The sequence below is a fragment of the Chitinophaga sp. genome (assembly GCF_036569185.1).
Lineage (GTDB): Bacteria > Bacteroidota > Bacteroidia > Chitinophagales > Chitinophagaceae > Chitinophaga.
In genome coordinates this window covers 1-16,159 of sequence record NZ_DATCRD010000407.1, presented here as the reverse complement: position 1 = coordinate 16,159, position 16,159 = coordinate 1, and the positions used below count along the sequence as shown (strand labels likewise).

At 43.7% G+C, this 16,159-nt stretch carries 11 protein-coding genes and 1 tRNA gene; 9 read left to right on the top strand and 3 right to left on the bottom strand.

The window, feature by feature from the left end; all coding sequences use genetic code 11:
• Positions 1-23 precede the first annotated feature (23 nt).
• Both VIM72_RS30590 and VIM72_RS30585 read left to right on the top strand, forming a co-directional pair.
• Positions 24-1,445, top strand: coding sequence for an efflux transporter outer membrane subunit (locus VIM72_RS30590; protein WP_332006593.1), 1,422 nt, complete (start codon positions 24-26; stop codon positions 1,443-1,445).
• 210 nt (positions 1,446-1,655) lie between these two features.
• Positions 1,656-1,740: transfer RNA gene (locus VIM72_RS30585), tRNA-Ser, on the top strand.
• 108 nt (positions 1,741-1,848) lie between these two features.
• On the opposite strand, the gene VIM72_RS30580 is transcribed toward VIM72_RS30585, so the two are convergent.
• Positions 1,849-2,460 (bottom strand): hypothetical protein, encoded by a 612-nt coding sequence (locus VIM72_RS30580; RefSeq protein ID WP_332006592.1) that lies wholly within the window; start codon positions 2,458-2,460, stop codon positions 1,849-1,851.
• Between the two features lie 184 nt (positions 2,461-2,644).
• On the opposite strand from VIM72_RS30580, the gene VIM72_RS30575 reads away from it, so the two are divergent.
• Positions 2,645-3,202 carry an AraC family transcriptional regulator gene (locus VIM72_RS30575; RefSeq protein WP_332006591.1) on the top strand — a complete coding sequence of 186 codons (558 nt, stop codon included), beginning with the start codon at positions 2,645-2,647 and terminating at the stop codon, positions 3,200-3,202.
• Between the two features lie 195 nt (positions 3,203-3,397).
• Here the strand turns inward: VIM72_RS30575 and VIM72_RS30570 are convergent, their stop codons facing one another.
• Complete coding sequence (locus VIM72_RS30570; RefSeq protein WP_332006590.1) at positions 3,398-3,970, bottom strand: hypothetical protein; 573 nt, start codon at positions 3,968-3,970, stop codon at positions 3,398-3,400.
• A gap of 431 nt (positions 3,971-4,401) precedes the next feature.
• Between VIM72_RS30570 and VIM72_RS30565 the strand changes: the two genes are divergently transcribed.
• Both VIM72_RS30565 and VIM72_RS30560 read left to right on the top strand, forming a co-directional pair.
• The gene (locus VIM72_RS30565; RefSeq protein ID WP_332006589.1) at positions 4,402-5,223 is read left to right on the top strand and encodes a hypothetical protein; all 822 of its coding nucleotides are present in this window, start codon (positions 4,402-4,404) and stop codon (positions 5,221-5,223) included.
• Positions 5,224-5,374: 151 nt separating this feature from the next.
• A complete protein-coding gene (locus tag VIM72_RS30560) occupies positions 5,375-6,259 on the top strand; it encodes an AraC family transcriptional regulator (RefSeq protein WP_332006588.1) in 885 nt (294 codons plus the stop codon).
• Positions 6,260-6,291: 32 nt separating this feature from the next.
• On the opposite strand, the gene VIM72_RS30555 is transcribed toward VIM72_RS30560, so the two are convergent.
• Positions 6,292-7,185 carry an AraC family transcriptional regulator gene (locus tag VIM72_RS30555; protein ID WP_332006587.1) on the bottom strand — a complete coding sequence of 298 codons (894 nt, stop codon included), beginning with the start codon at positions 7,183-7,185 and terminating at the stop codon, positions 6,292-6,294.
• Between the two features lie 379 nt (positions 7,186-7,564).
• Here VIM72_RS30555 and VIM72_RS30550 point away from each other — a divergent pair, with 379 nt between their 5' ends.
• The 4 genes from VIM72_RS30550 to VIM72_RS30535 all read left to right on the top strand — a co-directional run.
• Positions 7,565-10,702 carry a TonB-dependent receptor gene (locus tag VIM72_RS30550; RefSeq protein WP_332006586.1) on the top strand — a complete coding sequence of 1,046 codons (3,138 nt, stop codon included), beginning with the start codon at positions 7,565-7,567 and terminating at the stop codon, positions 10,700-10,702.
• Positions 10,703-10,713: 11 nt separating this feature from the next.
• Positions 10,714-12,492, top strand: a complete 1,779-nt coding sequence (locus tag VIM72_RS30545) for a RagB/SusD family nutrient uptake outer membrane protein (RefSeq protein ID WP_332006585.1) — start codon at positions 10,714-10,716, stop codon at positions 12,490-12,492.
• A gap of 186 nt (positions 12,493-12,678) precedes the next feature.
• A complete protein-coding gene (locus VIM72_RS30540) occupies positions 12,679-15,657 on the top strand; it encodes a glycosyl hydrolase (protein ID WP_332006584.1) in 2,979 nt (992 codons plus the stop codon).
• Between the two features lie 68 nt (positions 15,658-15,725).
• Positions 15,726-16,159 (top strand): phytanoyl-CoA dioxygenase family protein (locus VIM72_RS30535; protein ID WP_332006583.1); only part of this gene is annotated, 434 nt, incomplete at its 3' end.

Sequence of the window (16,159 nt, the reverse complement as noted above, 5' to 3'; positions counted from 1 at the left end):
TATCAGAATCAGAAAAAAGACAAATGAAAACAAGTTATAGCTCATTTTACTTTTTGTTGTTCTCCTTAGTTGTAGGGTTAGCAGCATGCCGGGTAGGCCGCAATTACGAGCGGCCCCCGGTGGCGCTGCCACAGCAGTTCAATAATGACACTGCGCCTTCAGACACCAGCAGCATAGCAGAAATAGAATGGAAGAAATTTTTTACAGATGCTACCTTACAGCAGTTGATCAGCCAGGCACTTACCGGCAACTATGATCTGCAGCTGGCAGTGAAGAGAGTAGAATCGGCACAGGCTTACCTGAAACAGGCGAAGGTGGCCTGGCTGCCGGCTTTTACAGCAACGGCATCAGGCAGTACCAATTTCCCATCCAAGAATAGTTTCAACGGGTTGAACCTTTCCGTTAATAATCTCGGTGATCATATCGAAGATTTCAATATCGGTGTAGGCATGTCGTGGGAGATAGATATCTGGGGTAAGATAAAACGTCAGAAAGAAGCTGCACTGGCTACTTACCTGCAGTCTTACGAAGGTCAGCATGCGGTGCAAACCGGCCTGGTGGCAGCTATTGCCAACAGCTACTTCAACCTGCTGATGCTGGACAACCAGCTCAGTGTAGCCCGCAGGAATCTTGCGCTCAGCGATACTATTGTGAAAATGATCCGCCTGCAGAAAGCAGCCGGAGATGTAACAGAGCTGGGCGTTCAACAGGCCATTTCCCAGCAGCAAACTGCTGAACTGCTGATCCCACAGCTGGAACAGGGTATTGCTATCCAGGAAAATGCCCTGCGCATTTTAACTGGTGAGTTACCAGCAACAATTGCACGCAGCGCTAAGCTGAGCGACCTCCAGGTAAGGGATTCATTGCCGGCAGGTATTCCTGCAGCTATGATCAGCCGTCGCCCGGATGTACGCGCCAGTGAAATGGGGCTGGTAGCAGCCAATGCACAGGTTGGCGTGGCGCAAGGTAGTATGTACCCTACGCTCACCATTACCGGCAGCGGGGGACTGAACGCCTTTAAAGCCAGCACCTGGTTTAATTTGCCCGCCTCGCTGTTTGGTACTGTGGCCGGAAGTGTGGCTCAGCCTATCTTCCAGCGCCGCCAGTTGAAAACGCAACTGGAAGTAGCCAAAATACAACGTGAGCAGGCGGTGATCCAGTTTAAACAATCGGCCCTGAATGCAATAGGAGAGGTGAGTGATGCATTGGTGAAACTGGATAAAGTGAAAGTACAGCAGGAAATCGCTATCCGCCAGGTGAATACCTCACAGCTGGCAGTACAACAGGCCCAGCTCCTGTTCCGCAGCGGTTTGGCTAACTACCTGGAAGTAATTACGGCGCAGTCCCGCTCCCTGCAAGCCGAACTTGCCCAGGCAGATATAGACCGCCAACGCCTTAGCGCTATGGTAGATCTGTATCGCTCCCTGGGTGGAGGCTGGAAATAGCTCATGCAAATGACGGATCAAAGCGGGTAGACCATCAGCAGAGCATTAGAATCATCAGATCGCTTAGGTCCGTCATTTTCATCATACCATCCCGGTTTACGGTCCGTAAACCGGGATTTTTTATGCCCGAAAGCCTTGATAGCAGGGCGTTTTAAAAATAATAGCTCAAATTTTTTTTATTTTCAATTTCTTTTATACTTTTGCGTCCCTGGAGAGTTGGCAGAGCGGTCGATTGCGGCAGTCTTGAAAACTGTTGACTGTAACAGGTCCCGGGGTTCGAATCCCTGACTCTCCGCAAAATGTGATACAAAAGTTCAGAGATGGATTTTTGTATCACATTTTCGTTTTTAAGACGTAGTCTATTATTTACTTTCAGCATCCACAATTACTTAAGGTATTCAGATTAGCATGATTTAAATTTATTTGCTAAATCTAAATAGTGTTGTCTGCCATATTCATTGTTTGATTCTTCAGATTTTTTGTTGAAATAATGGACTACCTCTTCTTTATTTTCTTCAGGTATCTCATTACCATGCAAATCCATAATGACCTCGAAAGAGCTTTCTGCTATTTTTTTAGGAGACATTTCCTTTACATTCATAAAATACTGCCATTTTTTGCTGTAATTTTTAAAATGTTCCAGTCTTGGAAGAAATATCGCCACATAAGGCCCTACATTTTTTTTGTAAGCGTTTTCAACCATCAACTCATACGTATCCTGGGATTCCGGCAAGTTGTATCTTTGAATCATATTTCCTATTGCAGAAATAAGAAGGATAACCATTTTGGCATTATCAGCATTGCTTTTATAAATGTCTAAAAGTATTTCAGAAAACTTTGCATCATTAAAAAGGTCGTTATAATAAATCGATACTTCTAGCCTTAAGGTCTTTTCAAATTCCTTTACACTTTGAAAAAGATCCTCAAGACTAAGTTTTCTCCATTGAGATATTTGGTTTTTTAACACTTCAATGCGATCAATATTCTTTTGTATCTTATGAGGGATGTTACTCATTTATATATCTTTTCTTTATTTACATTCAACTTTAAATTTACTGTTATTTTCAACAGGTTAGTGATACACCCAATAAATATAGATCCTTAAAAGTAGCCCGTTGCTTATTTCTGTGATCGCTATGCCGTCGGATACCGCTTTCAGTAGCGTAACCATTGCCGTCTTCTTACCCTACCTTCAACAAATGTTCGGGCACCTCAGGCATCCTGCCGTACAGCGTATTTTAAAAAGGAATGAAAATTTCGCTTATGAAACAACGGTATCTCCCGCGATGTTTGGCATCGCGGCCGAAATGCAGCAGCTATCTCTGCCTACAGAATTAGAAAGCCAGTACTATAAATTGAAAAGTGAGGAGTTGCCTTGTCATATTTTCTCCATGCTGATCGAACGGGAACCGTTGCCTGCAAGTCAGAGCCATGTGGAAGATATACGGGCAATCTATGCAATCAAAGAGCGGCTTCAGTCAGATTTAGGAACGCCACCTGACATTGTTCAACTGTCGAGGGAAGCAGGTATGAGCAACCGGAAGCTTCACCAGCTGTTCAACCAGATCTTCAGCAAGTCTGTATTTGAATGTTTTCAGTGGTTGAGAATGCAGGAAGCTGCCCGGTTACTCAGATCAAGACGACTTACTGTGTCAGAAGTAGGCTATCAGCTGGGCTTTACAAACCTGGGGCACTTCACGAGAATATTCGAGCAACATCATGGCATTCAACCAAAGAGATATTCTTTGATCGCATGAGCCTGGGCGAGACTATTATTTTAATTCCGTTTCACAACCGTTAAAAACGGGGTTCATCTGAACTTAAAGTCCGGCAGTAGACATAACCTTTCCTTTATTTTATAAACGAATCTGGCTAATGGATTGTTTGGGCACACAGATCGATAAAACTAAATTTTAACCAGCTATTTTTTCATTTTTAATAACGGGCAACATTTAAGCGTATTGATCATCAATTATGATCTTTGGATTACGCGCCATCGCTTCATTTTTTAAAAAGGTCCTTTGGGTCGGATTTCCATTTACATTATAATGATGTTTCATTCCATTAAACAATTGAATGGTTATCCTGCAATCTTGTCTGCTTCTTGTAAGATGAAATCTTTTAAATTGAATACTTTTTATATCAGCAAAAGCATACTCCGGTTGTTTAAGTATTTTAAAAAATTTCACGCTATCCCGATAAATAATAAAAGAAGGTAGCCATTGTTCGGCAAAATGGCGGGAGGTTCCCTGTTCAACAAATATTGATGATTCCTTTTCGCTCAATTCATTAACAATAGTTATATAAGCTTTAAAGAATTTGGACAAATAAATCCCCAGGGTGCTAAAGAGTATACAGATAAACAAAATGAGAAGAAGAGGCAAATTTAAATAGCTATTATGATTACAGTAGGTAAAATACAATAAAATGAACAGTCCAGCCCACATCAATATAACACATGTGAAGAATATGCCTAAGCTCCAACGTCTACGCAGAGCAATTTTTTTTAAGATCAGTTCTTTCATTTTTTAGCATAATTTAATTAAAAAGGGCTTCCCAAAAATCAACACTTAACTTAAGTATAAAACTATTATAAAAAATTAAACGCATTTTATTTTAGTTTACTTTACTTCTGTCAGAATTGATGTTAATCTTATTGCGTTTACAGATCCGGTGTTTCGCAGCGGCTTAGGAGTGGATTGAAATATCTTACCTGCTTCCGGGGATAGCATTAAAGATGATTGCAAAACTGATTCCCGGAAGTGAAAGAACAAATCATATTACTATGGCTTGTCCCCGGATAATTCTCCATACTTACAGCCACAGCCCCAGGGAAATGTCAGAAAACACAAAAAAAACAGCATTTATGTTGCTTTGCCGATAAACACACCATTTACTTTTGTCACCTGAAGTAGTACCCTTTAAAAAATACTTATTTAAAGCCAAAGCCTTTAGTATGCAGATAAAGATCCTTTGTACACGATGGGGCCACGAAAATATCCCCGTAGAAGCTTTTATTGAAAAGGTAATATCCGCAGGATATGACGGTATTGATTCCTGGCTGCCCGGAAATAAAAATGACAGGAAGTTGTTTACCAAACGTAGCAGGGAACTAGGGGTGCCGGTAGTTGTACAACAACATCAGGCAGAAGGCCGGGATATAAACAGCTTTTGCAGGAGCTTTGAATGCCACCTGGAGGCAGCAATGGAATGCAACCCGGTAATCATTAATTCGCATTCAGGGAGAGATTTTTTTACAATGGATGAACAACTTGCCGTTATTGACACTGCGGAGAATTTTTCAGCGAAGAATAATATCGTTATCGCGCATGAAACGCACAGGGGAAGGATTGGCTTCAGCCCGGCGAATGCAGGAGAACTGTTTAAACTAAGACCTTCTATGAAAGTAACCGCCGATTTCTCGCACTGGGTTTGCGTTACGGAAAGTTATCTTGAAGGGTTCAAAGAAACGGTTGACGAAGCAATCCGGCGCACCGTACATATACATGCCCGGGTGGGTTTTCCTGAAGGACCACAGATCCCTGACCCGCGACTGCCGGAGTGGGGGGAACCGCTAAACTATTTTACCAGCTTGTGGTCCGGGATTATCCGGGAAAAAGAAGCCCAGGGCACATCGCTGCTTACTATTACAACAGAGTTCGGGCCGCCGCCTTATATGTGGACTACCTCTCCGGGCAATATACCCGTTACTTCACAATGGGATTTGAATTTATTTATGATGCATCTGCTGAGAGATATAATTACACCACAACAATAACCCTCATATATTCAACTCCACATTATTTTACCCGGTAACGCATTTTTGCTAACTTTATCTCTTAACACGTTATGTTGTGCTGATGGGCGGAAGTCTTTCCCACCTTTAATAAGGCCGGTTGCAACCAATAGTAAAGAGAAAAGATACTTCAATGAGTAATAACTTTTTTAAATATCTGAATACAGGTCCAATCGAGGAGAAATGGGGAATCTATGTAACTACGGTGGGTTATTCAAAAGTGACACCGAACGAACGTTATCCCAAAGAAGAGCATCCCGAAAGCCATCAGCTTACATGGAACAGGGGAAGGATCCTGACGGACTATTACATGATATTTATTTCAAAAGGAAAAGGAACATTCTGTTCGGCATTAACCGAGCCGGTGGAAATTGAAGAAGGAACCTGTTTTTTTCTTTTCCCGGGAGTATGGCATCGTTATAGGCCGGATATCCGCTCGGGATGGGAGGAATATTGGGTAGGCTTTCACGGGTACTATGTTGACCAACTGATGGAACAGGGCTTTTTTGATCCCAATTTGCCATGTCTCAAAACAGGTCTGGATAGAGAAATGCTGGTATTGTTTAAAAAGATGATCGATGTTGTAAATGCTTCACTTGTGGGTTACTCACAACAGATTGCGGGTTTAACGCTTCAGATACTTGGCCTGGTCAATACCATATCGCTTAGTAAACAATACGATCATAGCCCCTTGGAAAAGGCAATAACAAAAGCCAGGTTCCTGCTGCAGGAATCACTGGAGCATCCTGTGGATATCCCGGAACTTGCCCGGCAATTGCCTATGGGATATTCTGCATTCAGGAAGAATTTTAAGGCAGTAACGGGGCTATCGCCTAATCAATACCATTTAAATCTACGCATAGAACGGGCAAAGGAACTGCTTGAGTCAACATTGCTTAACGTAGAGGAAATCGCCGATCAAACAGGGTTCGACAGCATTTATTATTTCTCCAGGATCTTTAAGAAGAAGGTCGGCCTTTCTCCTAATACTTATCGTAAAACATTTGCCGTTGAATGAAACTCCGTTGCCGGTAAGCAGGCTTCATCACCTTATTTGCCTTTTATCTTATCGCGGTATTCACCGGGCGATAATCCCGTTTTTGATTTAAAGAACGTTACAAAATAACTGGTAGACTCAAAGTTCAGGTGAAAAGCAATTTCCTTTACCGGCAATACCGTACTGGCCAGTAATTCTTTTGATTTCTGCAACTTTATTTCAAGTTGATATTGTGCAGGTGAAAACCCTGTATACTGTTTAAATACTCTTCTGAACCAGGAGTAACCGATGTTTAGCGTTTTAGCGATGGATTCGGGAGTAACATCATCACCGGTTTTTTCGCGCATCATCATTCTCGCTTTATCAATCTGGGCGATGATGGCTTTATCCCTGAAGGAGTTGTTTTTTTCGGAGTAGAAGATAAAGCCTAGCAGCAGGCTGGTAATGCCGGAAAGTACCTGCTGGTAGGCCGTTTTCTGATAATTGGCTGTTTCAATACCCTGGTTGAACAAAGCCACTATCTGTTCATTAAATCCCACATTGTACACCGGGTTTTTCCTGGAAAAGAAAAGATTACCGGTTAACTGTTTCATATAGCTGCCGTTAAAACCTACCCAGTATTCATTCCATCCTTTGCCTTTAAGCGGCCGGTAGGTATGCCATTCGCCGGGAAATAACAACAGGATGGTACCGGCAACCACTTTAGTCGGCTTGCAGCTTGCTGATTCAAATGAGCCTTCTCCTTCTGTAATATACAGCAGGATGTATTCCTGCAATACTCTTCCTGTATTGGGACTGAACCAATAAGCCGATGGATGGCTTTTGGGAGGGTAATCGCTGTTGGGTGATATCACCTGGAAACCAATAGTAGTAGTATATAATCCCCACAGTTCATCTGTTTCATTTACTGTCAGGTAATTGACGTTTTGATTCCTTTTATTTTTCATTGGGTGTGTCAAAAAGTTAAATGATTCCATCAGAATTTATCATTGCACCTTTTAGATTCAGGTTACTTTGCATTACCAACTTAATTGAAGAACAGGATAGATGATTACTGAAATATTAAAGTTTCGACTGACTTTAAATTGTTGTACGGCGAAAAATTTCTGATAGAAGATTTTCATATAAAAGTAGCGCTTTTTACGATGATATCAACGTTTCATTCGGGCTGCAAAGCAGCAACCGGAGGTTAAATTCACGTTTGAAAAATTAATCTTTATGAATGCATCAACTACTTGTCGGCCTGCCGCCGCACAGAAGTAACCGTCATTTCTAAATTGTAGATAATTCCACTACCAGCGATGTTTAAAACCAAAATCTCATGTTATGTTAAACAAGCAATTTGATTCTCTATTGCCTATCAAAGCATCATTTTTATTGCTATTCTTTTTGAGCGTCTTACAAATTTCCTTTGCTCAGCAAAAAATAACGGTAAGCGGTAATGTTGTGTCAGACAGCAGTCAGCCCCTTTCCAATGTATCTATAAGAATAAAAGGCGGGACTGCCGGTGGAACCACTGATGAAAACGGCTCCTTTAAGATTAGCGTTGCTAAGAGTGCAGTCCTCCTTTTTTCTTCTATAGGATATGAAGAAAAACAGGTAACAGCCACGAAAGACGGAGAAGTACTAACGGTAATGCTTACGCCGAGTAACGCCCGGTTAAATGACATTGTGGTGGTTGGATACGGAACGCGCAAAAAAGAAACCCTGACAGGCTCCATTGCATCTGTTAAGGGAAGCGACCTGGTTAAATCACCGGCGGGTAATTTCTCCAATTCGTTGGCAGGCCGGTTACCGGGTTTGGTGGCTATTACAAGGACCGGCGAACCAGGAAACGACGGATCTACCTTAAGGATACGTGGCGCCAATACACTTGGCGATAATTCCCCGCTTGTTGTTGTAGACGGTATTGCCGGCAGAAGCCTGGAGCGGCTGGATCCCGCCACTATTGAATCTGTTACGATCTTAAAAGATGCATCTGCTGCGATATACGGATCACAGGCGGCCAATGGCGTTATCCTTGTTACCACCAAACGCGGCGCATCCGGTAAGCCCACCATCCAGTTTTCCCTGAACCAGGGATGGAATACACCTACCGTTCTTCCCAAAATGGCGGATGCACCACTTTATGCACAGTTACAGAATGAAATCTCCGCTGCTTATCATCCCGGCGACCCATTACCTTATTCAGCAGAAGATATCCAAAAGTATAAAGATGGCTCTGACCCCTGGGGGCATCCCAATACAGATTGGTTTAAAGAAACCATAAAGAAGAATTCACCGCAACGTTACGGCAACTTAACATTGTCTGGCGGCGCTGAAGCCATAAAATATTTCATTTCGCTCGGATCGAATTTTACCGACGGGATTTTCAGGGACGGTGCCACCAATTACTCGCAGACTAATTTTCAGAGCAATATCGACGCAAAAGTTACTAATAGCATCCGCTTAAGTTTTGACGTGGTAGGGCGGCAGGAAAACAGGAACTATTCCGGAGGAGGCGCCAATGGAGGAAGCGCCGATCAGGCACAAAATGTTTTCTGGGCATTAAACAGGTCTTTTCCCACCTGGCCCGCAAGATGGCCCAATGGCTTGCCCGGACCGGATATTGAATATGGCGCTAACCCGGTAGTGTTGGTTACAGATGCCACGGGTTACACCAAATCAAGAAGCTATATTTTTCAGAGTAATGTAAGGCTCGTGATTACTATTCCATGGGTAAAAGGATTGTCGTTAACAGGTAATGCAGCAATGGACAGGACCATTGTCAGTACCAAACAATTCAGGAAGCCATGGTTCCTCTATACCTGGGATAAAACAAGTGTAGATGCCAACGGAACCCCGGTGCTGGTAGCATCCAAAAAAGGAAATACCGATCCGCGGCTGCAACAGTGGATGGATAACAATTCCAACGTAACCCTCAACGCACTGTTAAATTATGACAGGGTTTTTGATAAACATGATATCAAGGTTCTTTTCGCCGCAGAACGTATCGCCGGTGATAACATGAATTTCTGGGCTTTCAGAAGGAACTATACCAGTGATATCCTTGACGAACTGGATCTGGGAAGTAATGAATTAAAAGACAATGGAGGATCGTCTGGTGTGGCCCGCAGGCTGGACTATTTCGGAAGATTGAGCTATGCCTACGATGCAAAGTACCTCGCTGAATTTGTATGGAGATACGACGGCTCCTATATCTTCGATCCGGCAGGTAAACAATTTGGATTTTTTCCCGGTATCTCCCTGGGCTACAGGATTTCCAATGAGAGATTCTGGAAGGATAATATCTCTTTTATCAATGAAATGAAAATAAGAGGATCCTGGGGAAAAACAGGAAACGACCGGATAGGGCCCTATCAATACCTTACTACCTATGGCTATAATGGTGGTTATGTATTTAATGAAAATGTTCCGCAACAAGCGTTGAAAGCATTACGTATTCCAAACGCCGGGGTTACCTGGGAAATAGCCAATCAATCCAATATCGGAGCTGATGTAGAACTGCTCAATAATAAATTAGCGGTAAGCGCGGATTATTTCTATAATCTGCGTACTAACATCCTGGCCTACAGAAATGCTTCTGTGCCGGGTTCTGCTGGATTAAGCCTGCCGCAGGAGAATATCGGGGAAGTGGTTAACAAAGGCTTTGAATTGCAGGCATCATATCGCGGTAGTGCCGGCGACTTCAAATACCAGGTATCTGCCAACGGGGCCTGGGCAAAGAATCATATCAGGTTTTGGGATGAAACACCCGGTGTTCCCGACTACCAGAGATCTACGGGTAACCAGATGAATGCAAGATTGTATTACCAGGCAATAGGTGTGTTCGCAGACCAGGCGGCGATTGATAAATACCCTCATTGGACAGGCGCCCGTCCTGGTGATATTATATTTAAAGATGTAAATGACGATGGACATATTGATGGCCAGGACCAGGTGAGAAGCAGGAAAACCACCATACCAACATTTACCGGCGGGATCAGTATCGATTTACAGTATAAGAACTTTTATGCAAATGTATTATTCCAGGGAGCGGCCGGTGCGGAACGATCCTACCGGACTTTCTCCGGCGGGCCAGGTGTTGGAAACTTTATGTATAACCTCGTAAAAGACCGCTGGACACCGGAAAACCCAAGTGCTGTTAACCCGAGAGTATGGGAGCGTGGAGGCGCATACTGGATGACAGATGGAGAACCTAATAATACTTATTTCGTTAGAAACAGCGATTATTTAAGATTGAAAAACTTTGAAGTTGGTTATAACCTTTCATCCGGCATTGCACAGAAAATCGGTATACAATCACTTAGGATCTACGTCAGCGCCCTGAATTTTTTAACGTTTACAAAGATGAAGGATTTCGATCCTGAATCTCCAGACGATGCTCCGGGCTCCATTTGGGTAAACAGCGAAGTATATCCTTTGAACAAAACAACCAACATTGGATTAACAGCAACCTTCTAAAATCAAAGTGTATGAATTACAGAAACTCGAACTTAATATATATAGTTATCGGGGCAGTGTCCTTAGTGCTAACATCGTGTGGCAAAAGCTTCCTTGATACAAAACCTTCCACGCAATTTACAGAAGCGGATGTTTGGTCTGATCCCAACCTGGTACAACTGAATATGAACAGTATTTATAACCAGAACCCCTGGTCGTTCTTCCTGACATCACTGGCTGTAGATGAGGCCCGATGCTACGATGCGGGAAATGATTATAATATGAGCAACATGCTGATGTCGCCTGATAATGCAGGCTGGGGCGACTGGAACGGCAGGTACAGCGCTATCCGCGACTGCAATATATTCCTGGAGAATATAGACAAATTGCCGGATGATCCGGCGCTGATTGATGGCGTTACACTAAAAGACAGGTTGAAAGGGGAAGCCACTTTTTTCAGGGCATGGTATTATCAGTTGCTCATCAGTTATTTCGGCGGTGTACCCCTGATCACGAAATCCTATAAATTATCAGACGACTTCTCCGCCGCCCGAAACAGTTATGCGGAGTGCGTGCAGTTCATTTCGGGTGAATGTGATAAGGCCGCTGCATTGTTGCCCCTGGCGAATACCGGGGCCAACAAAGGAAGAGTAACGAAAGGAGCCGCTTTGGCGCTTAAGTCAAGAGTGTTGCTTTATGCAGCCAGCGATCTTCACAATACAACATTCCCCGGGTTTTCCAATCCTGAACTGCTGGGTTATATTGATGGCGACAGGAAGCAACGCTGGCAGGCCGCCAAAGCTGCTGCCAAGGCTGTAATGGACCTGGGGATATATGGTTTGTACCAGCCTGTTCCCGCATCAACGGAGGAGGCCGTTCAGAATTATGAAGACCTGTTTATCTCAAAAAATAGCGTAGAAGACATCTTCATTCGTTACTACAACGCTTCCGTAAACCAGGGAGCCGATTACTGGCAGGTTTTCCCCAATGGATATGGAGGTATAGAAACAAACGGCGCTCCCAGTGAATTGGTAGACGCTTATGAAATGGCAGATGGCACTAAATTCTCCAGAACTAGTCCTGCACAGAACCTGGAACCCTATAAAAACAGGGACCCACGTTTTTACGCTTCCATTTTGTATGAAGGGGCGAAGTTCAGGTCAAGGCCCTCGAACTTACTGGCAGCCGACCCTGTAGGCGTTTTACAGGTGGGTACCTGGGAAAAATGGGATGCAGCTGCTAATAAGATCGTTTATACTTACGGGTTAGATAGCAGGAATAGCGTGGTTTACGGAGGCGGTTATAATAATACCGGCACCTGTATGCTCAAATTTATAAATCGCAAAACTGATATGTATGTAAATCACCAGGATGATCTCACCTGGCGCTTTATCCGGTACAGTGAAATTATACTCAATTATGCTGAAGCCTGTATTGGACTGGGTGAGGAGGCGGAAGCACGCACTTACATTAACATGATCAGGAAAAGAGCAGCCATGCCTGATATAATGGACGCCGGCGCAGCCTTGTCAGCAAGATACCGGAATGAAAGACGTATTGAACTGGTGTACGAAAATCACCGCTTTTTTGATGTGCGCCGCTGGATGATAGGGCCGGAAGCCTATCATCCGATGCATGGGGTTAATGTGGTGTACAAGCTGAATCCCGATCATACCACCGCCACTATCCCCACCGTTACCCCGGTGGAGATCACGAGCGGAAAGTGGGATAATAAAGCCTACTTCCTGCCAATTGCCAGGAGCGAAATGAATAAGAACCCTAAGTTGGTGCAGAACCCGGGCTATAATTAATATAATGTGTAGCAGTGGTGCAATTTTATTGAAACTAACATTCATATCAGTTATTAACTCAAAACAATAATGAAATATACGTACCTGAACATTCTTTTTACCGGTTGGTTGCTGACAATTACGTTAAACATATCAGGGCAAGCTGAATGGCAAAAAGAATATAACGATCCCAAAACGGTTCAACAAATGTTTGTTAGCCCCCCAATGTTCTATGCTCCCCATACTTTCTGGTTCTGGGATGATACCATCAGGGATGAGCATTTTACAGCTACCATGGCAGAGGAAATGATGAAGCAGGGACTAAACCCCGGGTATGCACATCCCCGGGGCTCAATGGATCGGTTAAATCCCACATTTTCTTCATTGCCCTATAAGCAATACCTGGAACAGCCCTGGTTCAACAGCTTCGGGAATGCCATGCAGGCAGCAAAGAACAAGGGATTTACCCTGGGGTATTGCGATGAGTATGACTGGCCGAGCGGACAGGCAGCAGGACGGGTATTGGCACAGCATCCTGAGCTGGAGGCAAAATACCTGGATTGGAAGCGGTATAGTGTAAAAGGGAAATCGACCGTTTATTATGATTCAACAGATTTTGCCGTGGCAGGTAAAATAGCTGGCAATGCCATTGATGCCTCATCGTTGCGGATCATTGGAGAAGGAAATCATTTAAAATGGACGGCGCCACCAGGCGATTGGGTGGTGTATACTTACAGAAAAAGATTCCATCCCGGGATCGACGGAGGGAAAGTTAACTACCTCGACCCCAAATTAATGGAAGTTTTCATTCCGCTTGTTCATGCGCAGTATGCCAAACATTTTGCAAATGACATGGGGAAAACGATTCCGGGTGTTTTTGTTGATAATGAAGGCGACTATGGCTGGCGGATGGCATGGTCAGAATATCTTGCCCAACGGTATAAGGAAATGAAAAACCAGGATATCCGTTTATGGCTTCCTCTTTTAACGGAGAAGGACAACAACGGTTTATTTGCAAAGGCCCGTTGCGATTGGTTTGACGTTGTTTCAGACGTATATAACAAGTGCTACTTTGAACCTTTGGTGAACTGGCTCAAACAATACAATATGTATTACATTTCCAATCTGTGGGAAGAATCGTTATTGCTGCAAACTGCCGCTATGGGCGACTTTATGCGTGTTACAAGAACGGCAACCATGCCCGGAACAGATTGCCTTTTAATGAAGTCGCAGGATGTGCATGACTTTAAAGAAGTGCAAACAGTAGCCGAATTGGAAGATCGCCCTTTTATGAGTGAAATTATGGGCGTTGCAGGATGGGAGCAAACACCTGCTATGATGAAAATGACCATTAACTCTATTACATCATTTGGTATTAACCACGTAGTACCGCATGGCATTAATGTGAACCGGAAAATTGAACAGGATCCGTATCCGCCGGATTGGTTTACCGAAAATCCATATTGGCCTTATTTGCATAACTGGACGGATTTTTCCAGGCGGGCTGCTTTTGTAAACCGGCAAAGTAAGCTTGTTGCAGATGTGCTCCTGGTGAATCCGCTTGAAAGTATCTGGGCAAATGCTGAAGGCTTTTTTACACATGAAGAAAGTTTTAGCCTGCTGGAAGGCAAAGAAGTATGGGATACGCTTTCACTGGAGATCAACCAGGTGTATTCCGATGCGATGAGAGAATTGAATAAAAATAACATCGACTTTTTAATCGCTGATAAATATTACCTGGATAAAGGAAAAACAGGAATCAGTGATAACGGTGTAAGGATCACGATTAAGGACCACGACTTCTCGGCCATAGTTCTTCCCCCGGCTTGTGTTATTTCTCACGCCGTATCAGCTAAGGTACTTGAATTTGCAAAGAAAGGAGGGGTCGTTTTACTCCTGGGTACAACACCCGAAGGATCGCCGGAGAAGGGTATGAAAGATGCCTTGATCATTAGCCAGATGAACGCTTTAAAACAATTACCCAATGTTATTGACTTGTCGGGAAATAAGGATAGGCTGAATAAAATGGTTACTGTTTTGAATGAAAAGATCCGCCCGCAGATCCGGTTGGAACATTCAGGCCGGCTTTACACAGCTCACAGAACTATTTCCAATAGCCACTTTTACTGGCTTGCCAATAACTCGGATACCCTGAGAAATTTTTCGGCCTGGTTCCGGGAGGGCAATGGTACGGCCCAGATATGGAACTGCGAAACCGGGGAGCGAAAACCCATTGCATATGTGAAGGAGAAGGGATACAACAAAGTAAAAATGACTTTACAGCCTTACGAAGGTTATTGGCTTGTATTTGAGCCCGGAACAAGTGATATGGAGCCGTTGGTGCAACATGAATTTAATATAAAAGAAATAAAGCTCGATGGTAAATGGACCATCAGCTATCCGGGGAAAGACACTGTTTATAAAACCACAGCCACCTCATTCACCTTAGCCGGTAACAAGTTAAGTGAAGATCTTATGATGTTGGCATACGATGATTCAAAATGGAAATATACCAGTTTTACTGCATCACAGAAGCGGGGTGGGGAGGGGCAGAAAGATGAAATAAAAGATAACGATACCACCGGTTATCGCTACTGGAGGATCAATATACCGGTTGGTGCAAACGCGGTGGTATTTCCTGATAATATGACTGGTACAACGGTTTGGATAGATGGCGTAAAAAAAGAAGTGGCAGTTGCGTCAGTTGTCTTACCTGCTGATGCGCGGTTACTATCCTTTGCACGGTCTGTTAAAAGTGAACAGACGCTAACTGCCCCGTTAAAATTTGTTGTTGGGAATAAACAGAACCGTACACTGCAATCATGGTACACCTATGGCCTTCAGCAGTATTCAGGATATATTGATTATGAAATGCCGATTGTGCTGAAAGATATAAATACCAGGACCTCCATTGACCTGGGGGATGTAAAATATATGGCAGAAGTGTTTGTTAACAACAAATCCGTTGGCGGCCGGCTATGGCCTCCCTTTGTATTTGATATATCCAAATACCTGCAGGAGGGAGAAAACAAAATAAGAATACGGGTTGGGAACCTGATGGTGAATGAAATGTGGATGAAGGCAGATATGGGCAAACTCCGTACCTGGGGCTGGGTGGGGACGCCTGATTTTGATAAGTACAATGCTGGTTTGTTAGGCCCCGTTAAGTTAATACAGGCAAAATAATGATACTATGGGGCTTACAGGTATTTGTATGGTACGCCTGATGTTTTTTCAAAAAAAGTTGCAGATATATGAACACGTTACTCACGCAAAAGCAGATTCAATCTTACAGGGAAGATGGATTTTTAGTAATTGAGAACTTTCTTAACCAGGAAGAACTTTCCCATTGGCGGCAGGTTGTTACGGAAGCCGTTGAACAGCGGGAGGGCAGGAAAATGCCCGGCAGCGATAAGAAAATAGGCGAAGACGATGGGATCAATAAAGAAAGTGAATATTTTGGAAAGGTGTTTGACCAGATGATTAATATCTGGCAAACCAATGATGCCGCAAAGCAGATGATGCTGGATGAAAGATTGGGCAAAATGGCCGCAGAGCTGGCCGGGTGGGATGGTACCCGCATCTGGCACGACCAGGTGCTCATAAAGCGACCCTGGGCCAACCCTACCTCATGGCACCTGGATACGCCTTTCTGGTCGTTCACCGACAGGCGGGCCCTGTCTATATG